Consider the following 23,431-nt stretch of genomic DNA (forward strand, 5'->3'; position numbering starts at 1 on the left):
TGCGAGTGACGGCACGCGACTACGCTCGAAAACGTTCGCGCGTCGTTCAAGCCAGCGCCTTGCCCGCCTCCACATCCGCCAGCCGATCGACCGGCACGCGATGCCGACGCGCCGTGAGATCGGCGACGATCGACAGCGCGATCTCGGGCGGCGTGCTGCCGCCGAGATACAAACCGACCGGCGCACGCAGCGTGTCGAGCGCCGCTTGCGTCACGCCGAACAGTTGCAGGCGCTCGCGGCGCGCCGCGCTGTTGCGCCGCGAACCGATCGCGCCGACGTAGAACGCGGGCGTCATCAACGCTTCCATCAGCGCGAGGTCGTCGAGCTTGGGATCGTGCGTGAGCGCGATCACGGCCATGCGCGCGTCGGGGCGCATCGCGAGCACGGTGTCGTCGGGCATCGTGCGCACGCGCGCGACACCGGCCACGCGCCAGTCGTCGAGATACGATTCGCGCGGATCGCAGACCGTCACCGCATAGCCGAGCGGCAGCGCCATCGTCGCCACGTACTCGCTCAACTGGCCCGCCCCGATCAGCAACAGGCGCCACGACGGCCCGTGCATCGTGGTCAGGCGCTCGCCGTCGAAGCTGAATGCGTCCGTGTTTGACTGCGCATTTGACTGCGTGTGTGACTGTGGGTGCGACTGCACGCGCACGAGCGTCACCGCGCCGCTGCGCATGTCGAGCGTGCGGCGCATCAACTGCCCTTCGCGCAACGCCGCGAGCAGCGCATCGAGCCGGCTGTGCGCGCCGAGCGTTTCGCACGCGAGGCGCATCGTGCCGCCGCAAGGCAGGCCGAAGCGATGCGCTTCGTCGGCGCTCAGTCCATATTCGAGCGTCGATGCACGCGCGCGCGGCGGCCCTTGCGCACGCAGACGCTCGACGAGATCGTCCTCGATGCAGCCGCCCGACACCGAGCCGACGAGGTGGCCGTCGTCGCGCAAAGCCATCAGCGAGCCGAGCGGACGCGGCGACGAACCCCACGTGCGCACCACCGTGTAGAGCCACGCCGTGCGGCCCGCCGCCAGCCAGCGCGCCGCCGTTTCCAGCACTTCGCGATCCGCGTCCTGCATGCTCACGTCTGCCTCCGTCACGGGATACTGCGCGCGTTGACGATCGCGCCGCTCAATGCGTCTGTGCGCGCACGCGCGCCGACGCGCTTTCCAGATCGCGCCACGCGGGTTCGTCCGGCGCATAACGCGCGCGGATATAGCCCGCGAGTTCAGCCATCTGGCGATCGTCGAAACTGTCCTTGAAACCGGGCATGTAGCCGAGCCCTTCGGTCGCGGGTTGCTCGATGCCGTTCATCAGCACGTGCAGCAGATTGTCGGGGCTCGCGTGGCTCACGCTCGTGTTCAGGCCCATCAGCGGACGCACGCCGAAATGGCCCACGCCGCCCGAGGCCGCGTGACACACCGCGCACGCCGCTTCGAACATGCGCTGGCCGTTCTGGAAACCGAGCGTGGTGAGCGCATCGGCATTCGCGCCTGAGGCGCGTGCAGCGGCGGCCTGCGCGGCGGCGGCCGCTTCGACCGGCGGCGACAGCGACGCGATGTAATGCGCGATGGCGCGCACGTCCGATTCCGGCAAGTCGGCAAGACCCGCGACCACGGGCGCCATCGGCCCCGCCGCCACGCCGTGCTCCGGCGAAAAACCCGTGCGCAGATAGGCGAACAGCGCGTCTTCGGTCCACGGCACGGGCGCGCCGCTTTTGCCGACCTTGCTGTTCGTGCCCGCGTGCGCGGCCACGAGCGACGGCGCGTCCCAGCCTTCGGCGCTGCCGCCCGCGAGATAGGCGAAGCCACCCTTTTCCGCGCCGAGCGCGTTGCGCGGCGTGTGGCACGCGCCGCAATGGCCCGCGCCGTCGACGAGATATTTGCCGCGATTCCAGAGCGCCGAGCGTCGCGGATCGGGCGCGTACTGCGCGTCGTCGTGGAAGAGCCAGTTCCAGCCCGCCACGAGGCGGCGCTGATTCATCGGGAACGGCAGCTTCGTTTCGGGCGCGGCCTGCTTCACGGCCGGTTGCGACATGAGCCACGCGTAGAGCGACATCATGTCGGCGTCGCTCATGCGCGCGAACGACGTGTACGGAAACGCGGGATACAGATGACGGCCGTCGCGCGCAATGCCCTGACGCATCGCGCGCGCGAACGCTTCGTAAGTCCACGCGCCGATGCCGGTCTCGCGATCCGGCGTGATGTTGGTCGACCAGACGGTGCCGAACGGCGTTTCCAGCGCGAAGCCGCCCGCGTTGGTCGCGCCGCCGGGCGCGGTGTGGCACACGGCGCAATCGCCCGCGACGGCGATCTGCCGCCCGCGTTCGAGCATCGCAGCGCTCCATGCCGAGGCGTCGGCGTTCGCGCCCGCGGGCAGCGGCGCGATGGACGCAGGACCGGACAGCATCGAGCACGCGAGGCCGATCAGCCCGCCCGCCACGCCGCCGATGCCGCCGCCTGCAAGCCAGCGTTTCCAGCGCGAGGGACGGCGTTGCGCGGCGGGTGCATCGAGCGCCACGGCCGGACCGGCCGCCGCAAACGCGCGGCGCAGCGTGTCGGGATCGAACGGCGGCGCGCGAAAACGCACACCCGTGGCGTCGTAGAGCGCATTGGCGATGGCGGCCGCCGCGGGCGCGCTCATCTGATCGATACGATTTTCGTCTTGATCGTTGCGACTCTGAATTAATCCGGATTCCGAATCGATTGGCGAATCGATCAGGTCATGCGAAACCGAAGGCTGATTGCCGGCTGGCGAGCCGGTTTCGTCGTGCGTGGCGCGAGCGAGGCGACGCACGCCGGTTGCGCGCGCGATGGCCTCTTCGATCTGCCATGCGGGCATGCCCGTAAGCGCGGTCTGATCCGGCGTACCCGCGCCTTGACCGGCCACGACGCGCCGCACAGCGATATCGCCGGTTGCACGATTGACGTCGAGATCGACGACCCATGCGGACCAGCTTGCCGCCTGTTTCACCGATTTCAGCGATTTCGCCGACGTGCTTTTATCCGCGTAATCGAGCGCGAGCGTCGAAGGCTGTGCGTGCTCGTCGGCGCGTTCGCCATCGAAGGCGAAGCCGCGCCCGCGCACCCAAGGCGAGTCCGGTTGCGCAGCGGCGGCCACCGGCGCGCCCCACGCCGCCCGCTCGCTGACCATGCGGATGACCTCGCGCGCGCCGGCATCGCGGCTCGCGTCGAGATGATCGAGACGCAACGCGACTGCATCGCGTTGCGCGTCGTGCGCGATTTCGTCGATAAACGATTCGCGCGCGAACGCATGCGCCTGCGAGGGAATCGCGCACGCGGGATCGTCCACGGCGATGCTGGCCTGCACATGGCGATACAGCAGCGGCGGCAGCGCCGCGCTTTCCGCATGCACGGCTTCAGCTTCGGCCTGCGCGTCGAGACGCGCGCGGTAATGCCACTTCGTCATCGTGCCGTCGGCGGCGAGACGTGCTTCGACGGCCAGTTGCGCATCGGCCTCGCGACCTTGCGCGGGCCACGCGTAATCCGCGCGACGCAGCGTGCCCGATTGCTGCGCGTGCGCGTCCGTGTTCATCGCCGTCAACGCCGCATCGGCGCGCAAGGCCAGCCCTTGCGGATCGTCCTCGCTCATCGCGCTTCGCTTCCCTGCTCGTTTTCTACTTTATCCGCCTGCTGCAGATACAGCGCCGCGCGCTTCACGGCGCGCACGATCTCCAGATGCGTGCCGCAGCGGCACAGATTGAAGCGCAGCGCGTCGCGTATCGCGCCTTCATCGGGCGACGGATTGCGCGCGAGGAGCGCGGTCGCGCTCATGATCATGCCGTTGAGGCAATAGCCGCACTGCGCGGCCTGTTCGTCGATAAACGCCCGCTGCACCGGATGCAGCGCGCCGAGCGTGCCGAGTCCTTCGAGCGTCGTCACTTCACGCTCGCGCGCCGCCGCCACCGGCACCACGCACGAACGCGTCGGCTGGCCGTCGACGAGCACCGTGCACGCGCCGCATTGACCCAGACCGCAGCCGTACTTCGGACCGTTGAGTTCGCAGTCGTTGCGCAGGATGTAGAGCAGCGGCGTGTCGGGCGTAGCGCCCTCGATGGTGCGCGTCGTGCCGTTCACGCCGAGCGTGAGCGGCCCCGCGAAGGAAGCGGAATGCAACATGAACTGACTCGAATTTAAGGTGAGCACGGGCTGCGTGGCACAGGGTATGACTGGCTACAACCCGCTCCACCGCCCTGCGCGGCGTTCGACGAACGCGCGCACAAGACGTTATAACCCGCCGAAATTCGGCGCGCACGCGTGTGATGCACGTGATCCACGCGATGCACGTTATGCCGTGGCGGCCTCGCTGGCGCTCGGCGTGCGCTTCGCCTGCGGCGCGACGAGCGGCGTGTTGAACACGTCGTACGCGAACACCCACGCCGGGTCTTCGTTCGTGCGCAGCCACGTATTGTTGTGCGAGACGAGTTGCACCTTCGACGCGCGCTCGGCCCGGTTCGCCTCGTACAGCGCGAACGCACCCGCGTAATCGGTCGTGCCCACTTCGTCGAGGCAGCGCGTGAGCATGGCCGCATCCTCGATCGCCATCGCCGCGCCTTGCGCCATATGCGGCTTCATCGGATGGCAGGCATCGCCGAGCAGCACGAGACGGCCACGGCTCCAGAGCGGCAGCGGATCGCGTTCGAGCAACGGCCACTTGGTGATCGACGGCGATACGTCGATCAGATTCAGCACGTCCGGGTGATAACCGTCGAACGCCTCGCGCATTTCCTCGCGGCTGCTTTCCATCATCGAAACGCCCGTGGGCCATTCGGCTTGCGGCACGCCCGTGACGTAGTAGTACTCGTCGCGCTTCTCGGTCACGTAATAGACCATCATGTGACGGTCTTCCGACCACCACTTCACGCACATGTCGTACGCGCGATTGCCGAGCAGCGACGCGGAAAACACCGCGCGATGCGCGACATAACCCGTATAACGCGGCGGTTCCGCGCCCAGCAGATGCTCGCGGATCTTCGAGTTCACGCCGTCCGCGCCGATCACGATGTCGGCGGTTTCCACGCTGCCGTCGGCGAACGTCAGGCGCACTTCGCTGCCCGTATCCTCCACCGCGCTCAGGCACTTGCCGAACGCGATCGTGCCCGGCGCGACGGCGTCGGTCATCAGCTTGTGGAAGTCGCCGCGATGCACGGTCAGGTAGCTCGCGCCATAGGTCTTGAGCGCGTAGTCGCCGAGCGGAATCTGCGAAATCGCTTCGGCCGTTTTCGAGTCGCGGCTGTACCAGTAATCGGGGTGCGAGCCCATGACGTTGAGCGCGTCCTCGCAGCCGATGCGACGCATGATCTTCATGACGTTCGGCCCGAGGTGGATGCCCGCGCCGAGACGCGAAAACGCGGGTGCCTGCTCGTAAAGGCGGACGTCGTGGCCGCGGCGCTGCATCAGCGCGGCGGCTGCCACGCCGCCCAGGCCTGCGCCGATGATGGCGATACGGGGTTTGCTCATGATTTCTCCAGGTCGTGCGCCCACGCGGCAAACGCGCCGCCGGGTCGGGTTGAGTTCGAGGTCTGCCGAGGTGAAATGTAGCGTACACATTAGAAAATAAATCGGCAAGCGGAAACTTTCCCTGGCCGTATCGCGGACTGAAACAGCATTAAATCGCTATATATGAAGCAATGCACGTGAACGATTAATTTTCCACGTTGCACATTTAAAACGTACACACTAGACTTTGCCAAGATTTCGACGACGCCTGCGCCCGCCGGGTTTCGTCGCCGCCCAACTGCAATGGAGTGAGCGTCATGAGCAAGACCTACCGCATCGGCCAGATCGTGCCGAGCTCGAACACCACGATGGAAACCGAGATTCCGGCGATGCTGCGTCTGCGCGAAGCGATCCGCCCCGAGCGCTTCACGTTCCATTCGAGCCGCATGCGCATGAAGAAGGTCGTCAAGGAAGAGCTGGCCGCGATGGATGCGGAGTCGGACCGCTGCGCTGTCGAGCTTTCCGATGCGCGCGTCGACGTGCTCGGTTATGCGTGCCTCGTCGCGATCATGGCGATGGGCCGCGGCTATCACCGCGTTTCGCAGGCGCGTCTCACGAAGCACACGGCGGAGAACGGCGCGGCCGCGCCGGTGCTCACGAGCGCGGGCGCGCTCGTCGACGCGCTCAAGGTGATCGGTGCGAAACGCATCGTGGTGGTCGCGCCGTACATGAAGCCGCTCACGGAACTCGTGGTCGATTACATCCGGCACGAAGGCTACGAAGTGCTCGACTGGCGCGCGCTCGAAATCCCCGACAACCTCGAAGTCGGCCGTCACGATCCGGCGCGCCTGCCCGAGATCGTCAAGACGCTCGATTACGCCGATGCCGATGCGATCGTGTTGTCCGCCTGCGTGCAGATGCCGTCGCTGGCCGCCGTCGCGAAAGTCGAAGCGATGACCGGCAAGCCCGTGATCACCGCCGCCATCGCCACCACCTACGCGATGCTGCGCGAACTCGATCTCGAACCCATCGTACCGGGCGCGGGCGCGCTGCTTTCGGGCGCGTATTGAGCGGCCGTCTTTTATCGATCCGTCACGTAGTCACGCAGTAACGCAACCGGAGCCCTCATGTCCAGCACGTTTCTCTACGGCGCGAACGTTCACGCGAACGGCATCCGCCAGCACTATCTGCGCTACGGCGGCGCGCAAGGCGAACGCGCCGCGCGGCCCGCGGTCATCGTCATTCCCGGCATCACGAGTCCGGCCATCACGTGGGGCTTCGTCGGCGAGGTGTTCGGCGCGACGTTCGACACCTATGTGATCGACGTGCGCGGACGCGGCCTCTCCGAAGCATCGGCCACGCTCGATTACGGTCTCGATGCGCAAGCCGCCGACGTGGTCGCGCTCGCCGCCGCGCTCGGGCTCGAACGCTATGCGCTGGTCGGTCATTCGATGGGCGCGCGCATCGCCGCGCGTGCCGCGTTGCAGGCGAACGGCGCGCTCGAATCGGTAGTACTCGTCGATCCGCCGGTCTCGGGTCCGGGACGTCGCGACTATCCGGGCAAGCTGCCCTGGTATGTCGATTCGATGGCGCTCGCGCGTCAGGGCATCGACGCCGAAGGCATGCGCGCGTTCTGCCCCACGTGGACCGACGAAGAACTGCGTCTGCGCGCCGAATGGCTGCATACCTGCGACGAGCGCGCCGTGCTCGCCTCGTACGCGGGCTTCCATACCGACGACTTCCACGCGGACGCCGCGCAACTGACGCTGCCCGCGCTGCTCATCACCGCCGGGCGCGGCGACGTGGTGCGCGACGAAGACGTCGCCGACTTGCAGCGCGCCACGCCCGCGCTGCAGCACGTGCGCGTGCCCGACGCGGGCCACATGATTCCGTGGGACAACGCCGCCGGCTTCTACGCGGCATTCGGCGACTTTCTCGGCGCTCCGCTCGCGCAGCAAGCCGAATCTGTTACCGCCGAAGTTACCATTTAACACGCAACGCTCACCGGAGAACGCACGATGCCCGTCAGCGACCATCAACTGATCGAAGCGTGGAAAGAAGTGCTCACGCTCTCGCGCCTCGAAGCCGGCCAGACCGTCACGATCCTCACGAGCGTCGCCACGCATGCGCAAACACTCGCGTGCGCGCTGATCGCCACGCAGTCGATGGGCGCGATCGTCAACCGGCTCGACCTGCCGCCCGTGAACGGCGAAAAAGCCTTCAGCCGCGACTCGCTCGCATGGCTCGGCACCACGCCGCTCACGGGCAATCACGCCGCCATCGCGGCGCTCAAGGCAAGCGATCTCGTGCTCGATCTGATGACGCTGCTCTTTTCGCCCGAGCAGCACGACATCCTCAAGTCGGGCACGAAAATCCTGCTCGCCGTCGAGCCGCCCGAGGTGCTCGCGCGTCTCGTGCCGACGCTGGAAGATCGCGAGCGCGTGCTGGCCGCCGCGAAAAAAATCGGCGCGGCGCGCGAGATGCGCGTGAGTTCGCCCGCGGGCACGGCGCTCGTGTGTCCGCTCGGCGAATTCGGTCCGACCGCCGAATACGGCTTCGTCGACGAACCGGGCCGCTGGGATCACTGGCCGAGCGGTTTCGCGCTCACGTATCCTGACGACCGCACCGCGCACGGCACCATCGTGATCGATCGCGGCGACATCCTGCTGCCGCAAAAGCGCTACGTGACGGAGCCGATCGTGCTGACCGTCGAAGGCGGCTACGCGACGAAGATCGAAGGCGGCGTCGACACCGCGCTGCTGCGCGACTACATGGAAACGTTCAACGATCCCGAAGGCTACGCGATCTCGCACATCGGCTGGGGCTTGCAGCCGCGCGCGCGCTGGTCGACGCTCGGCCTCTACGATCGCGAGGCGACCATCGGCATGGACGCGCGCGCGTTCGAAGGCAACTTCCTGTTCTCTCTCGGGCCGAACAACGAAGGCGGCGGCTCGCGCACCACGACCTGCCATATCGACATTCCGCTGCGCAACTGCACCGTCAAGCTCGACGACGACACCGTCGTGCGCGACGGCCGCATCGTGCGCTGAGCGCCCATTCATACGCAGAACATCTGACATGAACGATCACGCACATCACGGCGATCACGCCGAAGCCGCCGTCTATCGCCAGCAAGGTTTCGGCACGCCGCTGCCCGTGAAGGGCAACATCGGCCTGCTCATCATCGACTTCGTGGTGGGCTTCGCGGACCCGAACACCTTCGGCGGCGGCAATATCGCGCCCGCCATCGCCCGCACGCAAACCGCGCTCGCGCTCGCACGCGAACAGGGCTGGCCGGTCGCGCACAGCCGCATCGTCTACGCGGCCGACGGCAGCGACGACAACGTGTTCTCGCTGAAAGTGCCGGGCATGGCCACGCTCACCGAGGACCATCCGAACAGCGCGATCGTGCCCGAGCTGACGCCCGCGCGCGGCGAACTCGTGGTGCGCAAGACCGTGCCCTCGGCGTTCTTCGGCACGCAACTCGCGCCGTGGCTCGCGCAGCGCGCGGTGCAGACGCTGCTGGTCGCCGGCGCGGTGACGAGCGGCTGCGTGCGCGCGAGCGTCGTCGATGCGATGTCGCATGGCTTCCGCCCGCTCGTGCTCTCCGATTGCGTGGGCGATCGCGCGATCGAGCCGCACAAAGCCAACCTCTTCGACATGCAGCAGAAGTACGCGGCCGTGATGCCGCTCGACGAGGCCATTGCCGCGATCGAGGCCGCGCGGCGCTGAACGCGGCTCGCTGGTCGTGCATTCGCCGCTCGTCGTTTGACGTGTGTTTTTTGGCGACGTAGCGTCACGTACACGCGCTCGCGCGAAGACGCGATCAACGCAAGTCCCGCCCGACGTCACGCGCGCCGCCACAGGAACTCTCTGCCGTGAACCGCTCCGAACTGCTCGCGCGCGCGAGCTGCCTCACCGTCGTGCGCCAGCCCGCACCGCCCGTCAAGCCCGCGCCCGGCCAGCCGGGCAGCCTCTCGTCGTTCGTGCCCGAGGTGCCGGAAGTGTTCGTCGCCGTGCTCGACGACGGCCGCATTCTCGCGTTCAACGGACACGTCGATCTCGGCACGGGCATCCGCACCTCGCTCGCGCAGATCGTCGCCGAGGAACTCGATGTGCCCGCCGCGCGCGTGGCGATGCAGCTCGGTCATACCGCCGCCACGCCGAATCAGGGGCCGACCATCGCGAGCGCCTCGATCCAGATTTCGGCCACGCCGCTGCGTTGCGCGGCGGCGCAGGCGCGCCTCGCGCTGCTCGAACTCGCGGCGAAGCACTTCGGCGCGCCCGTCGACGCCCTCGCCACCGACAACGCCGAAGTCTTTTTCGCCGATGCCGATCACGCCAACACCGGGGACAAGCCCGGCGACACGCGCCGCGTGAGCTTCGCGCAACTCGTCGCGGGCCGCCGCATCGCGCTCGATCTCGACCTCAAGGTCGCGGTCAAGGATCCGTCGACGTATCGCGTGATCGGCAAGTCGTCGCCGCGCGTGGACATCCCCGCGAAGGCCACGGGCGCGCTCACCTTCGTGCACGACATGCGCGTGCCCGGCATGCTGCACGGCCGCGTCGTGCGCCCGCCCTATCACGGCATCGACAGCGGCGCGTTCGTCGGCAAGCTGCTCGAACATGTCGATCGCGAATCGGTGGCACATGTGCCGGGGTTGCGCGCCGTGGTCGTGAGCGGCGACTTCGTCGGCGTGGTCTGCGAGCGCGAGGAGCAAGCGATCCGCGCGGCGCGCGAGTTGCGCGTGACGTGGAAGCCGATGCCCGCGCTGCCCTCGCTCGACGATCCCGGCGCGGCCATCCTCGCCGCGCCGGCCACGCGCCGCCCGCTGCTCGAAGAAGGCGATGTCGACGCTGCGCGCACGGCGCCCGGCGCGCTCACCCTCACGCGCACTTACGTGTGGCCGTATCAGATGCACGGTTCGATCGGACCGTCGTGCGCGCTCGCCGATTATCGCGAGCCGGGCGCGGGGCGCATCACCGTGTGGTCGGGCACGCAGAACCCGGTCTCGCTGCGCTACGACCTCGCGACGCTCATGGGCCGCGACGAGGCCGACATCGACATCGTCCGCATGGAAGCCGCGGGCTGCTACGGCCGCAATTGCGCCGACGACGTCTGCGGCGACGCGCTGCTGCTCTCACGCGCGGTACAGGCGCCCGTGCGCGTGCAGCTCACGCGCGCCGACGAGCACGCATGGGAACCCAAGGGTACGGGTCAGGTGGTCGAAGTGACCGGCACGGTCTCGCGCGAAGGCCGCATGACGGGCTACGACTTTCGCACGCGCTATCCGTCGAACGACGCGCCGTTGCTCGCCGCGCTGCTCACCGGCGTGGTGCCGGGCGAGCAGCCGCGCGTGTTCGAAATGGGCGATCGCACGGCTGTCTCGCCGTATGTGAGCGAGAACCGCCGCTTCGTCTGCGAGGATCTCGCGCCGCTCGTGCGCTCGTCGTGGTTTCGCGGCGTCTCCGCGCTGCCTAATTCATTCGCGCACGATGCGTTCGCCGACGAACTCGCGGCGCAAGCCGGCGTCGATCCACTCGACTTCCGGCTGCGTCATCTGCAGGATGCGCGCGCCGCCGAATTGCTCGAAGCGGTTGCGCAACGTGCGGGCTGGAAGGCGCGCGTGACACGCGCCGCGTTGCCGAACGACACCGAGCGCCACGCACGCGGACGCGGCATCGCTTACGCGCGCTACGTGCATAGCCGCTTCCCGGGCTTCGGCGCGGCGTGGTCGGCGTGGGTGGTCGATCTCGTGGTGGACCGCGTGACCGGCGAGGTGCGCGTGGAGCGTCTCACCGTGGGTCAGGACACGGGCACGATGGTGAATCCGGACGGCGTGCGTCATCAGATTCACGGCAATGTGATTCAGGTGCTGAGCCGCTCGCTGAAGGAGCGCGTACGCTTCGCCGATGGCAAGGTGGCGAGCCGCGAATGGGGCAGCTACCCCATCCTGACCTTCCCCGAACTGCCCGCCGTGGACGTGGTGCTGATGCCGCGCCAGGGCGAGCCGCCGATGGGCGCGGGCGAGTCGGCCTCGGTGCCGGGACCGGCCGCGCTGGCGAATGCGATTTTCGATGCGACCGGCGTGCGCTTCTACGCGCCGCCCTTCACGCCCGACACGATCCGCGCAGGCTTGCGCGCGGCGGGCCAGTTACTCGGCGCGCGCCACGCGGAGGCGGTGAGCGCGCGTTAATCGTGCGCCCGCTTATCGCGCGCTATTTACAACCTTATTCGCCGTCCGACTCCATCATCTTGCGCAGCAAAAACAGCAGCGCCACGCGCTCGCCCGCATTGAGTTCGCCGTAGGTGCGCTCGGTCACCTGCTTCGCGAACGGCACCGTGCGCTCGATGAGCGCGAGCCCGGCGGGCGTGGCGCGGACGAGCAGCTTGCGGCCGTCGTTGGGGTCGGGCAGCACTTCGATGAGCGCGCGCGACTTCAGGCGCTCGACCACGCCGCGAATGGTGGCCTGGTCGATGGCCGTGGTCTTGACGATGTCGTTGAGCGAGCAGCCCTGCTTTTCCTTCACGGCGCACAGCGTGACGAACTGCGCGGCGGTGAGGTCGGAATCGGGAATGGCTTCCTGGAAGATCGAAACGTGACGCTGATAGGCGCGGCGCAGCAGATGGCCCACCTGATCGTGGAAGTCGTATGAGTCCTTGGGAGACGGCATGAAGGTTCGGCCCGAAACGGCTTGTTGGCGAAAAAATGTAGTGTACACCTTAGACATTCACGTTCGATACGCACACCTTCTCGCCATTTGCGTTCGATCATCCGCGCATTCGTCGCGCCGACGCAGGGTCGGAAACGAACGAACGTTCCAGAAGGCGCGCGAGACGCAGGATTCGCGCCCGATTCGATCCAGCGTCAACGCTACTAATTCGAGCGTATTCGCACAAATTTAGTGCTGAATGAGCACCATCTTCCGGCACGAACATGATTACCTTTAAGGCACGAAATCACCTTATTTACAGGATGAAATCCTCGCAGCGACACGCCTGATGAAAACCCCTATCCGCTTTCATCGGCAAGAATATTTAGAGCGTATACGCTTATATTTTGACATGCTATACAGTCATCTGTGAGCGCTCGATGTGTGCACGCATCGGACGACTAACTTCCATCCGCTTCATCCCACCAGGGAGCCTTCCATGTCAACCGTGCAATCCGGCAGCGCCACACTTTCACCTGCCGGCGCCCAACACGGCGAGCTATACCGCAAGGTCACGTTCCGCCTCATCACGATCTTCTGTCTGTGTTATTTCGCGGCCTACCTGGACCGGATCAACATCGGCCTCGCGAAGCTGCAGATGCTCGACGCGCTCAAGTTCAGCGACACGATCTACGGTCTCGGCGCCGGCCTGTTCTTCGCGGGCTACATCCTCTTCGAGGTGCCGAGCAACCTGATTCTGCAGCGCGTGGGCGCGAAGCTGTGGATCGCGCGCATCATGATCACGTGGGGCATTCTGTCCGGCGCGACGATGTTCGTGACCACGCCGATGCAGTTCTACATCGTGCGCTTCCTGCTGGGCGTGGCCGAAGCGGGCTTCCTGCCCGGCGTGCTGCTGTACCTCACGCAGTGGTATCCGGATGCACGGCGCGCGCGCATCGTCGCGCTGTTCATGGTTGGCCTGCCGCTCTCCAGCATGATCGGCAGCCCGATCTCGGGCTGGATCATGCGCTTCTTCGACGGCGCACACGGTCTCGGCGGCTGGCAATGGCTGTTCTTCATCGAGGCGCTGCCTTCGGTGCTGCTCGGTCTCGCGATCCTGCGCTGGCTGCCCAACAACATCGAATCGGCGAAATGGCTCGACGCGCAGGAAAAGAAGACCTTGCGCGCGAATCTCGATGCCGATCCCACCGGCGGCAAGAGTCACGCGCTCGGCAAAGCCTTCGTCGATCCGAAAGTGTGGGCGCTCGGCCTGATCGACCTGTGCGTGCTGCTCGGCCTCTACGCCGTGAGTTTCTGGCTGCCGACGATCCTGCGCGACACCGGCGTGAAAGACACCTACACGATCGGCTGGCTGATGGCCGTGCCCAACGCCGCCGCCGTGATCGCCACGCTCTGGTGCGGCGCGAGTTCGGACCGTCTGCGCGAACGCCGCTGGCATATCGTCGTGCCCTTCCTCGTTTCGGCCGTGGCGCTGGCCGTCGCGGCGGGCGGCTCGCACGGCACGCTGTCGACCGTGCTGCTGTTCTCGCTCGTGAACGCGGGCGCGGCGGCGGCCATGCCGGTCGTATGGTCTTTGCCCTCGACGTTTCTCAAGGGCTCGGCGGCGGCAGGCGGCATCGCGTTTGCATGCTCGATCGCGAATCTGGGCGGCTTCGGCAGCACCTATTTCATCGGCTGGCTGCGCGATACGTTCCATTCGCAAAGCGCGGGGCTCTATGGTTTCGCCCTGTGCATGGTGATCGGTTGCGCGCTTGCGCTTTCGTATCCGAAGCAGGTCGTCAACCGTTGATGACAACCTCGGCGTGGCGCGTGCGAATGCATTGAAACTGGCGCTTTAAGCGCGACGTATCACACAACACGAAGTCTGAAGAATACGCATCGCCGCCTTTCCCCGGGCGGCGATGCGTTTTTCATTGGACGCAAACATTCAGCAGCACGCATCAATCGTGCGAGCACGATCGTTCATACGCATCGCGCATCGACGGCACATGTATCGCGCATCCACGGGAAAAATGCGTCCTTGCCCGGATGGACTTATCGCGGCATCCATGCCAGATTGCCTTTTCATGTGCGCCATCCACGACGATGGCGCGCGGCTTCACTCACAACGGGGGACAGTGTGCAGCCTTTCGTCGACGCCCCTGCCCACGCAGGCTGAATGACGATGAGCATCGATTGCGCCAGCCCGCCGCGCATCGTCGTGCTCGGCGCGGGGCCCGCGGGCGCCGCCGTCGCGCGCGCACTCGCCACGCTCGGCTATGTTGTGCAGGTGGTCAGCGACTGGCGCCGTTTTGATGCGGTCGAGTCGCTGTCTGCACGCGTCATCGAAGGCTTGCGTCACGCGAATCTGCATCGCGCCGCCAGCTGCGCGATCGGACCTTGCACGCGCACCACGCTCTGGAACGGTGCCCTGCAAACGCTTAACGCAGAGTTTCTCGTCGAGCGCCGCGCGTTCGACCGGGCGCTGCGCGACGACCTGCGCAGCGTAGGCGTCGACGTGATCGAAGCGAATGTGCGGACGCTGCAATCGTCGTCGAGCGGCCACGATCTGATGATCGATACCGCTGACGGCCCGCTTTCGCTGCGCGCCGATTTTCTCGTCGAAGCGCGCGGGCGACTCGCGCCCCTCATGCGTGACGCCACGCGCGGCCCGCAAACGCTCAGCCTGCTCAATAGCTGGGACGGCCAGCCCGGTCGCGCGGCTTGCGCCGTCGAAAGTCTCCAGGACGGCTGGGCGTGGATGGCGCGCCTGCCCGACGGCCGCTGTTACTGGCAAATGACGCTCGACGTGGCGAGCGCGGAACTGCCGCAACGCGACGAGTTGCTCGCGTTTTGCGCGCGCATGCGCCACGCGCCGCTCGCCGGCGACTTCTTCGCGGGCGACACCGACACCGACGCGCGTCTCTACGCGCGCAGCAGCACGGCCACGCTCTGCGGACGCACGGCCGCAAGCAACTGGCTGCGCGTCGGCGACGCGGCCATGGCCGTCGATCCGCTCGCGGGCAACGGCATCTTCCAGTCGCTGTCCACGGCCTTGCAGGCGCCCGCCGTGATCCACACGCTGCTGCGCTGCCCCGAACGCGCGCCGCTTGCGCTGCGCTTTCATCAGCAACGTATCGAACAGTTGTTCACGCGATTCGCGCGCGCCGGACGTGACATCTACGCACTCGAACTGCGCTGGGCCTTACGCCCGTTCTGGGAAACGCGCCGCATCTGGCCCGATGACGAACCCTCGCAATCGAGCGCCGATTTCAGCCAGCTCGTGATCGAACGCGCGCCCGTGATCGACGGCGATCTGATCGCCGAAGCCGAGGTGGTCGTCACGCCGGATCAGCCGCTCGGCGTCTGGCATTTGCAAGGCGTGCCGCTCGCGCCCATCGTCGAAGCCTTGCGCAAACAGCCCGCCGAACAGGTTCTCAAATCGCTCGATGCGGAGCAGGCGCGCATGGTGCGCCACTGGCTTTCCGCGCACGGCTATCCGCAGCCTTTCGCGTGAGGGTTCGGTGTCGCGATTCAGTGTCGTGATTCAGGTCTTTCGTTGCGTCACGCTTCCGCCATTTTCATCACGCGAACTGAAACGTCTCGCGCGTTTGTTTCGCGAATGTGCACATGCACAGCTCGCGGACGTCAATTGCGCAGGATGGCGCCATCGCTTTCGCATCCTCTCTATACTCGTGCGCGTGTCCGGGCCAGTCTGCCGCGCACGTATGCATCCGTCTGATCACGCAGAGTTCCGTCACCGGTCGCCGTCTTCGCCACGCCGCCAAGCGGCGCGCGAGACCCCGCGGCTGCGGCGTGACTTTCTCGCTGTTTTTCTTCCCTGCTTGAACCAGGAGAGCCGCAGATGAGCACGTTCACCACTCGCGATGGCACGTCGATTTTTTATAAGGACTGGGGCAGCGGACGCCCGGTCGTCTTCTCGCACGGCTGGCCGTTGTCCGCCGATGCGTGGGACGCGCAGATGCTCTTTCTCGTGCAGAAAGGCTTTCGCACCATCGCCCACGATCGGCGCGGCCACGGCCGCTCGGACCAGCCCGCCAAGGGCAACGACATGGACACCTGGGCCGACGACCTCGCCGAGCTGCTCGACAAGCTCGACGTGAAGGACGCCACGCTCGTCGGCCATTCGACGGGCGGCGGCGAAGTTGCGCATTACATCGGCCGTCACGGCACGAAGCGCGTGGCAGGCGCGGTGCTGATCGGCGCGGTGCCGCCGATCATGATCAAGAGCGAGAAGAATCCGGGCGGCCTGCCGAAAGAAGTGTTCGACAACATCCGCAAGGGCGTCGTCGACAACCGCTCGCAATTCTTCCAGGATCTCGCGCTGCCGTTCTACGGCTTCAATCGCGAAGGCGCGAAAGTCTCGCAAGGCACGATCGATTCGTTCTGGCAGCAAGGCATGTGGGGCGGCATCCTCGCGCTTTATGAATGCGTGCACGAATTCTCGGAAGTCGATTACACCGAGGATCTGAAGAAGTTCGACGTGCCCACGCTGATCCTGCATGGCGACGACGACCAGATCGTGCCGATTGACGACGCGGGCAAGCTCTCGGCGAAGATCGTCAAGGACGCCACGCTCAAGATCTATCCAGGCGCGCCGCACGGCATGTGCACGACGGAAGCCGACAAGGTCAACGCGGATTTGCTGGCGTTTTTGAATCGCGGGTGAAAGCGCGGTTTATCCGTGCGGCCTGACGCCCCCGTGCTGCTCAGCGGCCGCGACGAAACAGGCGCGCCGCCTCGCGGCGGCCGCTTTTTCGCATCCAGACCTCCCGACCGATCGCCATGGCCCGCGCTTGCGGCATGCGGGCGAGACCGCCGGCATCGAGTGTAGTACGACGTTTGCATACGATCGGCTGGCAATCAGGCCGCTCATGCTGCCACGACCGTCTGATCGGGAACAAAACGCGACTACCGACAACGACCTGACGAGCGCGACGCACACCGGCGGCCGTCCTGCCAAACCGCGTCGGAGAGATCGGCGTCCGACCATTCGACATTGGTGAATTGGCCGTCGCGTGAGGCATTGGTGAAATCCGCAGTGGCATGCGTGTTGGGCGGGACGACCCTGTTCGGTCGGACAGCCGCTGCCCTCGCCTTTTGCGGCATTTGAGGGGAGCCGAGGTTGAGTTCGGCTTTCGCGCCGCGCCCCACCTGAACACTTCGGCATTCACGAACAACCGCCGTCGAATCGCCCCATCGATCTACCCCCAATAATTTTTCCGCACCGCAACACGACCAACACCCGTCGAATACCCCACTAAACGACCAGGAAAACGACGCCGCAAATGATCTGTCCCGGAAAAAAATTCTTCTATAAGACTCATCGATTCGGTCGGCTTTTCGCAAGGGTCTTTACCAGCTTGACAGAGAATCGGGGGCCAAAACGAAAAATGGCTCGCAGGGTCGCCAGAGGGCGGTCAACAGCCCGATTTCCCTTATGCGACGGCCATTTGGCGAGATAACGTTTTCAGCGCCGACGCCGCCCGAAGGCGGCAAACGCGACGACTTCGCGACGAAACGACGCCACGCAACGCAATTTCACAATATGAAATCCTTGTTCGATTGGCCCCCGGACCGCTCCAAAATCAGGCAAAATCCAGGTGTTTCGCCGACTGCGCGCAGCCGGTGGTGTCACCACCCTGTTTGAGAACCCGCCAAGAAGCCGATGAGTACCCAGCAACCCACCATCATCTATACCCTGACCGATGAAGCGCCGCTGCTCGCCACCAGCGCGTTTCTGCCGATCATCCGCACCTTCGCTGCGCCGGCCGGCGTGAACGTCGAGACCAGCGATATTTCCGTGGCGGGCCGTATCCTCGGCGAGTTTCCGGAATTCCTCACGGAAGACCAGCGCGTGCCCGACAACCTGGCTGAACTGGGTCGTCTGACGCAACTGCCGGAAACCAACATCATCAAGCTGCCGAACATCAGCGCATCGGTGCCGCAGCTCGTCGCCGCGATCAAGGAACTGCAGGGCAAGGGCTACAAGATCCCCGACTTCCCCGAAGATCCGAAGACCGACGAAGAAAAGGCGATCCAGAAGCGCTATTCGAAGTGCCTCGGCTCGGCCGTGAATCCGGTCCTGCGTGAAGGCAACTCGGACCGCCGCGCGCCGCTGGCCGTCAAGAACTACGCGAAGAAGCACCCGCACAGCATGGGCGAGTGGAGCATGGCTTCGCGCACGCACGTCGCGCACATGAAGCATGGCGACTTCTACCACGGCGAAAAGTCGATCACGACCGACAAGGCGCGCGAAGTGCGCATGGAACTCGTGACGAAGAGCGGCGAGACCATCGTCCTCAAGCCGAAGGTTGCGCTGCAGGCCGGCGAAATCGTCGACAGCATGTTCATGAGCAAGAAGGCCCTGCTGGCTTTCTACGAAGACCAGATGGAAGACGCCCGCAAGACGGGCATCATGCTCTCGCTGCACGTCAAGGCGACCATGATGAAGGTCTCGCACCCGATCGTGTTCGGCCACGCCGTGCGCACGTTCTACAAGGACGCGTTCGCGAAGCACGCCAAGCTGTTCGAACAACTGGGCGTGAACGTCAACAACGGTCTCGTCGATCTGTACACGAAGATCGAAGCGCTGCCGGAATCGCAACGCGAAGAAGTCATCCGCGACATGCACGCGTGCCACGAGCACCGTCCGGCGCTGGCGATGGTCGATTCGGCCAAGGGCATCTCGAACCTGCACGCACCGAACGACGTGATCGTCGACGCCTCGATGCCCGCAATGATCCGCGCAGGCGGCAAGATGTGGGGCGCCGACGGCCGTCCGGCCGACACGAAGTGCCTGATTCCGGAAAGCACGTTCGCGCGCATCTACCAGGAAATCATCAACTTCTGCAAGACCAACGGCGCATTCGACCCGAAGACCATGGGCACGGTGCCGAACGTCGGTCTGATGGCGCAGAAGGCTGAAGAGTACGGTTCGCACGACAAGACCTACGAAATCCCGCAGGACGGCACGGCGCGCATCGTCGACAACGCCACGGGCGAAGTGCTCGACGCGCTCACGCAGCCGGTCGAGCAAGGCGACATTTGGCGCATGTGCCTCGTGAAGGACGCGCCGATCCGCGACTGGGTCAAGCTCGCCGTCACGCGTGCGAAGAACTCGAACACGCCGGCTGTGTTCTGGCTCGACCCGTATCGTCCGCACGAAAACGAAGTGATCAAGAAGGTCGAAACGTACCTGAAGGATTACGACCTGACCGGCCTCGACATCCAGATCATGTCGCAAGTCCGCGCGATGCGTTACACGCTCGAACGCGTGATCCGCGGCCTGGACACGATCTCGGTCACCGGCAACATCCTGCGCGACTACCTGACCGACCTGTTCCCGATCATGGAACTGGGCACGTCGGCGAAGATGCTCTCGATCGTTCCGCTGATGGCCGGCGGCGGCATGTACGAAACGGGCGCGGGCGGTTCGGCGCCGAAGCACGTGCAGCAGCTGGTTCAGGAAGACCACCTGCGCTGGGACTCGCTCGGCGAATTCCTCGCGCTGGCCGTCTCGCTGGAAGACCTCGGCATCAAGACGAACAACGCGCGCGCCAAGCTGCTCGCGAAGACGCTCGACGCCGCAACCGGCAAGCTGCTCGACAACAACAAGGGCCCGTCGCCGAAGACCGGCGAGCTGGACAACCGCGGCAGCCAGTTCTATCTGTCGCTGTTCTGGGCGCAAGAACTGGCCGCGCAGAAGGACGACGCGGAACTCGCTGCTCACTTCGCGCCGCTCGCGAAGGCACTGGCCGAAAACGAGCAGAAGATCGTCGCCGAACTGGCCGCGGTTCAGGGCAAGCCGGTCGACATCGGCGGCTACTACAAGCCCGACTTCGCGAAGCTCGCGGAAGTCATGCGTCCGAGCAAGACGTTCAACGACGCGCTCGCAGCCGCAGCAAAGTAAGTGATTTCATGCGCCCCGCGCTTCGTGGGGCGTCGTGAGTTTCACGCAAAACGCCCTTGCAGCCTCACGCTGCAAGGGCGTTTTTTATGCCTCGGCAATTCGTTCGCGATGCTTACTTTTTCGCCAACGGGATTTCATAGCGGATATGACCGCTACGCGAGGCGATCCGGTCGTACACCGCCTGCGCCGCCTCGTTCGCGTCGTTCGTGATCCAGTAAATGCGAAACCAGTTCTCGCGCTCGCCGATCTCGCGCAGGCGCTCGATGAAAGCCGTGGCGACACCCTTTCTGCGTCCCTGCGGCGCCACGTACAGATCCTCCAGATAGCAGACCGTCTGATCGCTCCAGGTGTTCGGATGCAGCACGTAGTTGCACAGACCCAGCGGCTCGCCGTCCTCCCCGTGCGCGATCAGCGCGTGAATCGGTTCCGCCGGATCGGCGATACGCGCCCACGTGCGCGCATTCACGCGCTCGTCGAGCGTCACCTCGTAGTGGCGGCAATAGGCCTGCCAGAGCGCGAGCCACTCGGCGTGATCGGCGGCCTCGACGGGACGGATGGCGAAATCGGCGGACGGCACGAACGGGCTCCTGGTGATGGAAAACACGGGCGGCGGGCCTTCATCGTAACCCATCGATTAACGATGCCGCCGACGCCTCGCACTGGACGTCAGCCGCGCAAGCCGCTATGCTGAAATCATTCATTCCGATGACTTCCGCAATCTGAAATCATGCCTGCCGATATCAGGACGATCGATCTGAACCTGCTGCGCGCGCTCGACGCCCTGCTCGACGAACGCAACGTCACGCGTGCCGCGCGCCGTCTCGCGCTCACGCAGCCCGCCGTGAGCGGCATGCTCGTGCGCCTGCGCGAAGCCTTCGACGATCCCCTCTTCATCCGCACGCAACGCGGCATCGCGCCGACGCTGCGCGCGCTCGAACTCGTCGCGCCGCTCAAGCAGATTCTCGGCGAAGTGGAAACGCTGCTCACGCCGCAAGCCTTCGATCCCGCGAGCGCCGACTTCACGCTCACGCTCGCCGCCACCGACTACGCGCTGCAAGCCGTGGTCGCGCCGTATCTCGCAGTGCTGCGTCGCGAAGCGCCGGGCATCCGCGTGGCCGTGGTGCCGGTGCAGGACCCGTCGCTGCATGCGCAACTCGCGCGCGGCGATGTCGACGTGGCGCTCGTCACGCCCGAGAGCACGCCCGCCGATCTGCACGCGCGGCGTCTGTTCGACGAACGCTACGTCTGCGTGATGCGCGCCGATCATCCCGATGCCGCGCGCGGACGCATCACGCTCGCGCGTTTCTGCGCGCTCGATCACGCCCTGGTGTCGTACACGGGCGGCAGCTTTCACGGCGTCACCGACGAAGCGCTCGCGCAGCATGGCCGCGCGCGCCGCGTCGCGCTCTCGGTCACGAGTTTTCTCGTGCTGCCCGAAATCCTGCGCGCAAGCGATCTGATCGCCGTGGTCCCGCAGCGGCTCGCGCAACGCGCCGAAGGTCTCGCCGTGCTGCCCGCGCCGCTGGAAATTCCGGGCTTCACCAAGACCGCCGCGTGGCATGAACGCACGCATCGCGATCCAGCGCGGCGCTGGGCACGCGCGTTGCTGTTCGAAACCTGCGAATCGCTTCGCGCCACGGCCGCGGCCTAGCGGTGCGAACAACGCGATTTAAGCGATTCGTCCAGCATTCGATCCTGCTTGCGGATGCAGCCGTGGTGCAGTCATTTCGAAAGGCCGCGCTGCACCCGATCCGCGCATCATGCGAACATCGCGCCGGCACATAACGCGCGTCCCGCGTACGCCTGGCGTTAGAATCGAAACTCTCTTTTCTTCACTTCGCCCTCATCCATGCTTCGACCTTCTGCACCGGAAAACGAAGCCGAGCGTGTGGAAATTCTGCGGTCGTTCCAGTTACTCGACACCCAGCCCGAGGAACGCTTCGATCGCATCACGCGCCTCGCACGACGCCTGTTCAACGTTCCCATCGCGGCGGTCACGCTCGTCGATACGCGGCGTCAATGGTTCAAGTCGCATCCCGGCCTCGACGTTTCCGAAACGCCGCGCGACGTCTCGTTCTGCGGCCACGCGATTCTCGGCGACGACCTCTTCTTCGTCAGCGACGCGCGAACGGACGTGCGCTTCGCCGACAACCCGCTCGTCACCGGTGCGCCGAACATCCGCTTCTATGCAGGTTGTCCGCTGTCGGCCGGGCATCAGATGCGCATCGGCACGCTCTGCCTGATCGACGACCGGCCACGCGAATTCGACGACGAAGAACGCATCGTGCTGCGCGATCTCGCGGACATGGCGCAGGAAGAAATCGCCGCCACGCAGCTCGCGACCACCGACGAGCTTACGGGTCTCTCGAACCGGCGCGGCTTCAAGCAACTCGCCGAGCAATCGCTGCGCATGCGCCGCAGCGCTCAGCAGCCGGTCTCGCTGCTCTACCTAGACCTCAACGGCTTCAAGCAGATCAACGACACCTACGGTCATGCCGAAGGCGATCGCGCACTCGTTGCGTTCGCAACGATCATGCTGACCGCGCTGGGTGAAGGCGATGTGATCGGGCGGCTCGGCGGCGACGAGTTCGCGGTCCTGCTCGGCGACGCCGACGAAGCGGGCACGCTGCACGCCATCGAACGCATCCGCTCGCAGCTCGAGGTGTTTAACCGCACGGCGCGCAAGCCCTACGAACTGCGCTGCAGCGTGGGCAACGCGGCGGGCGGCGGCGACTTCGACGGCTCGATCGACGACTTGCTGGTGCGCGCCGACACCTCCATGTATCAGCAGAAGCGCGCGACGGGCAGCGAGCGTCGCTAATCGCGTCGCTCGCCCTTCATGCGTTTTTCGCATGTTTTTCGCTGGCGCTATTTTTGTTTGCAGATGTCGTGCGATTTCCGACGGCGTATCGTCATCACACGGGGCACGCTACTTGCTTGCTCTCGGTGATCACTGAGTACGTGAGTCGGGGATCGACATGATGAAGTCACTACACGAAGCGCGCGAGCGCACGATGCTGGCCGCGACCGGCCTGGCCGTTGGACTTGCCGCCACGGCGGCGGGCGCCGGACTCTGGTTGCGCGCGATCGGCAACGACAGCGCCGCGAATGCCGACGTTCAGTCGGCTTCGGTGGGCGCTATTCTCCTGGGCGTGTTCGTCGCCATCTGCGCGGGTCACGAAATCTGGCGTAACCGCGCGCGCTAATCCGCGTTTGCAGCGCGCAAATACCGGCTTTTGCGCGCTTCAGGCCCACTTCCTCCATCGTCGCCAGCAGGCGCCGCGTGAATGCGCGAGCCGCCTGCTTGAGCGCTGGCGCGCGCGCCGCCATGCAGTGTGACCGCGCGAGTGCGAGCGGCACGCTGACGAAGCGTGCGATGTTTGCGCGCCACC

Annotated in this window: 18 protein-coding genes; 12 read left to right on the top strand and 6 right to left on the bottom strand. The window is 65.7% G+C overall.

Annotated features, from left to right (window positions below):
* Positions 1–46: 46 nt before the first annotated feature.
* From G5S35_RS31930 to G5S35_RS31945, 4 genes are all read right to left on the bottom strand, one after another.
* Entirely contained in the window at positions 47–1,072 is a 1,026-nt protein-coding gene (locus G5S35_RS31930) for an XdhC family protein (protein ID WP_183040654.1), read from the bottom strand.
* A gap of 52 nt (positions 1,073–1,124) precedes the next feature.
* Positions 1,125–3,548 (bottom strand): c-type cytochrome, encoded by a 2,424-nt coding sequence (locus tag G5S35_RS31935; RefSeq protein WP_183040655.1) that lies wholly within the window; start codon positions 3,546–3,548, stop codon positions 1,125–1,127.
* Positions 3,549–3,601: 53 nt separating this feature from the next.
* Positions 3,602–4,132: a (2Fe-2S)-binding protein gene (locus G5S35_RS31940; RefSeq protein ID WP_183040472.1), complete on the bottom strand. Its 531-nt coding sequence runs from the start codon at positions 4,130–4,132 to the stop codon at positions 3,602–3,604.
* A gap of 168 nt (positions 4,133–4,300) precedes the next feature.
* The gene (locus G5S35_RS31945) at positions 4,301–5,473 is read right to left on the bottom strand and encodes an FAD-dependent monooxygenase (RefSeq protein ID WP_065059053.1); all 1,173 of its coding nucleotides are present in this window, start codon (positions 5,471–5,473) and stop codon (positions 4,301–4,303) included.
* A gap of 296 nt (positions 5,474–5,769) precedes the next feature.
* Here G5S35_RS31945 and G5S35_RS31950 point away from each other — a divergent pair, with 296 nt between their 5' ends.
* The 5 genes from G5S35_RS31950 to G5S35_RS31970 all read left to right on the top strand — a co-directional run bounded on the left by G5S35_RS31950 (position 5,770) and on the right by G5S35_RS31970 (position 11,649).
* Positions 5,770–6,522 (top strand): maleate cis-trans isomerase family protein, encoded by a 753-nt coding sequence (locus tag G5S35_RS31950; protein WP_065059052.1) that lies wholly within the window; start codon positions 5,770–5,772, stop codon positions 6,520–6,522.
* Positions 6,523–6,579: 57 nt separating this feature from the next.
* Positions 6,580–7,443 (top strand): alpha/beta fold hydrolase, encoded by an 864-nt coding sequence (locus G5S35_RS31955; RefSeq protein ID WP_183040473.1) that lies wholly within the window; start codon positions 6,580–6,582, stop codon positions 7,441–7,443.
* A 27-nt stretch (positions 7,444–7,470) separates the two neighbouring features.
* Entirely contained in the window at positions 7,471–8,502 is a 1,032-nt protein-coding gene (locus tag G5S35_RS31960) for a 2,5-dihydroxypyridine 5,6-dioxygenase NicX family protein (RefSeq protein WP_183040474.1), read from the top strand.
* Positions 8,503–8,530: 28 nt separating this feature from the next.
* On the top strand, positions 8,531–9,184 hold the full coding sequence (locus G5S35_RS31965; RefSeq protein ID WP_183040475.1) for an isochorismatase family protein: 654 nt from the start codon (positions 8,531–8,533) through the stop codon (positions 9,182–9,184).
* Positions 9,185–9,330: 146 nt separating this feature from the next.
* Positions 9,331–11,649, top strand: coding sequence for a xanthine dehydrogenase family protein molybdopterin-binding subunit (locus G5S35_RS31970; RefSeq protein ID WP_183040476.1), 2,319 nt, complete (start codon positions 9,331–9,333; stop codon positions 11,647–11,649).
* Positions 11,650–11,683: 34 nt separating this feature from the next.
* On the opposite strand, the gene G5S35_RS31975 is transcribed toward G5S35_RS31970, so the two are convergent.
* A complete protein-coding gene (locus G5S35_RS31975; protein ID WP_065059047.1) occupies positions 11,684–12,127 on the bottom strand; it encodes a MarR family winged helix-turn-helix transcriptional regulator in 444 nt (147 codons plus the stop codon).
* A 478-nt stretch (positions 12,128–12,605) separates the two neighbouring features.
* Here G5S35_RS31975 and G5S35_RS31980 point away from each other — a divergent pair, with 478 nt between their 5' ends.
* The 4 genes from G5S35_RS31980 to G5S35_RS31995 all read left to right on the top strand — a co-directional run bounded on the left by G5S35_RS31980 (position 12,606) and on the right by G5S35_RS31995 (position 20,039).
* Positions 12,606–13,916, top strand: coding sequence for an MFS transporter (locus G5S35_RS31980; RefSeq protein ID WP_065059046.1), 1,311 nt, complete (start codon positions 12,606–12,608; stop codon positions 13,914–13,916).
* Between the two features lie 369 nt (positions 13,917–14,285).
* Entirely contained in the window at positions 14,286–15,623 is a 1,338-nt protein-coding gene (gene qhpG / locus G5S35_RS31985) for a flavin-dependent monooxygenase QhpG (protein WP_234774844.1), read from the top strand.
* 348 nt (positions 15,624–15,971) lie between these two features.
* On the top strand, positions 15,972–16,796 hold the full coding sequence (locus G5S35_RS31990; protein ID WP_065059045.1) for an alpha/beta fold hydrolase: 825 nt from the start codon (positions 15,972–15,974) through the stop codon (positions 16,794–16,796).
* A 999-nt stretch (positions 16,797–17,795) separates the two neighbouring features.
* Complete coding sequence (locus G5S35_RS31995; RefSeq protein ID WP_065059044.1) at positions 17,796–20,039, top strand: NADP-dependent isocitrate dehydrogenase; 2,244 nt, start codon at positions 17,796–17,798, stop codon at positions 20,037–20,039.
* A 112-nt stretch (positions 20,040–20,151) separates the two neighbouring features.
* Here the strand turns inward: G5S35_RS31995 and G5S35_RS32000 are convergent, their stop codons facing one another.
* A complete protein-coding gene (locus G5S35_RS32000) occupies positions 20,152–20,616 on the bottom strand; it encodes a GNAT family N-acetyltransferase (protein ID WP_176080305.1) in 465 nt (154 codons plus the stop codon).
* A 150-nt stretch (positions 20,617–20,766) separates the two neighbouring features.
* Between G5S35_RS32000 and G5S35_RS32005 the strand changes: the two genes are divergently transcribed.
* From G5S35_RS32005 to G5S35_RS32015, 3 genes are all read left to right on the top strand, one after another.
* The gene (locus tag G5S35_RS32005; RefSeq protein ID WP_065059043.1) at positions 20,767–21,690 is read left to right on the top strand and encodes a LysR family transcriptional regulator; all 924 of its coding nucleotides are present in this window, start codon (positions 20,767–20,769) and stop codon (positions 21,688–21,690) included.
* A 198-nt stretch (positions 21,691–21,888) separates the two neighbouring features.
* Positions 21,889–22,860, top strand: coding sequence for a GGDEF domain-containing protein (locus G5S35_RS32010; protein ID WP_065059042.1), 972 nt, complete (start codon positions 21,889–21,891; stop codon positions 22,858–22,860).
* A gap of 157 nt (positions 22,861–23,017) precedes the next feature.
* Positions 23,018–23,245 carry a hypothetical protein gene (locus G5S35_RS32015; protein ID WP_237181923.1) on the top strand — a complete coding sequence of 76 codons (228 nt, stop codon included), beginning with the start codon at positions 23,018–23,020 and terminating at the stop codon, positions 23,243–23,245.
* Positions 23,246–23,431: the final 186 nt, after the last annotated feature.

This window comes from Paraburkholderia tropica (assembly GCF_014171495.1).
Lineage (GTDB): Bacteria > Pseudomonadota > Gammaproteobacteria > Burkholderiales > Burkholderiaceae > Paraburkholderia > Paraburkholderia tropica.

What these genes read in the sequence shown, in the direction of transcription:
- G5S35_RS32005 (WP_065059043.1), top strand. Translation starts at nt 20,767, where the DNA reads ATGCCTGCCGATATCAGGACGATCGATCTGAACCTGCTGCGCGCGCTC.
- G5S35_RS31940 (WP_183040472.1), bottom strand. Translation starts at nt 4,132, where the DNA reads ATGTTGCATTCCGCTTCCTTCGCGGGGCCGCTCACGCTCGGCGTGAAC.
- G5S35_RS32015 (WP_237181923.1), top strand. Translation starts at nt 23,018, where the DNA reads ATGATGAAGTCACTACACGAAGCGCGCGAGCGCACGATGCTGGCCGCG.
- G5S35_RS31990 (WP_065059045.1), top strand. Translation starts at nt 15,972, where the DNA reads ATGAGCACGTTCACCACTCGCGATGGCACGTCGATTTTTTATAAGGAC.
- G5S35_RS31965 (WP_183040475.1), top strand. Translation starts at nt 8,531, where the DNA reads ATGAACGATCACGCACATCACGGCGATCACGCCGAAGCCGCCGTCTAT.
- G5S35_RS31960 (WP_183040474.1), top strand. Translation starts at nt 7,471, where the DNA reads ATGCCCGTCAGCGACCATCAACTGATCGAAGCGTGGAAAGAAGTGCTC.
- G5S35_RS31950 (WP_065059052.1), top strand. Translation starts at nt 5,770, where the DNA reads ATGAGCAAGACCTACCGCATCGGCCAGATCGTGCCGAGCTCGAACACC.
- G5S35_RS31930 (WP_183040654.1), bottom strand. Translation starts at nt 1,072, where the DNA reads ATGCAGGACGCGGATCGCGAAGTGCTGGAAACGGCGGCGCGCTGGCTG.
- G5S35_RS31955 (WP_183040473.1), top strand. Translation starts at nt 6,580, where the DNA reads ATGTCCAGCACGTTTCTCTACGGCGCGAACGTTCACGCGAACGGCATC.
- qhpG (WP_234774844.1), top strand. Translation starts at nt 14,286, where the DNA reads ATGACGATGAGCATCGATTGCGCCAGCCCGCCGCGCATCGTCGTGCTC.
- G5S35_RS31980 (WP_065059046.1), top strand. Translation starts at nt 12,606, where the DNA reads ATGTCAACCGTGCAATCCGGCAGCGCCACACTTTCACCTGCCGGCGCC.
- G5S35_RS31935 (WP_183040655.1), bottom strand. Translation starts at nt 3,548, where the DNA reads ATGAACACGGACGCGCACGCGCAGCAATCGGGCACGCTGCGTCGCGCG.
- G5S35_RS31995 (WP_065059044.1), top strand. Translation starts at nt 17,796, where the DNA reads ATGAGTACCCAGCAACCCACCATCATCTATACCCTGACCGATGAAGCG.
- G5S35_RS31945 (WP_065059053.1), bottom strand. Translation starts at nt 5,473, where the DNA reads ATGAGCAAACCCCGTATCGCCATCATCGGCGCAGGCCTGGGCGGCGTG.
- G5S35_RS31975 (WP_065059047.1), bottom strand. Translation starts at nt 12,127, where the DNA reads ATGCCGTCTCCCAAGGACTCATACGACTTCCACGATCAGGTGGGCCAT.
- G5S35_RS32010 (WP_065059042.1), top strand. Translation starts at nt 21,889, where the DNA reads ATGCTTCGACCTTCTGCACCGGAAAACGAAGCCGAGCGTGTGGAAATT.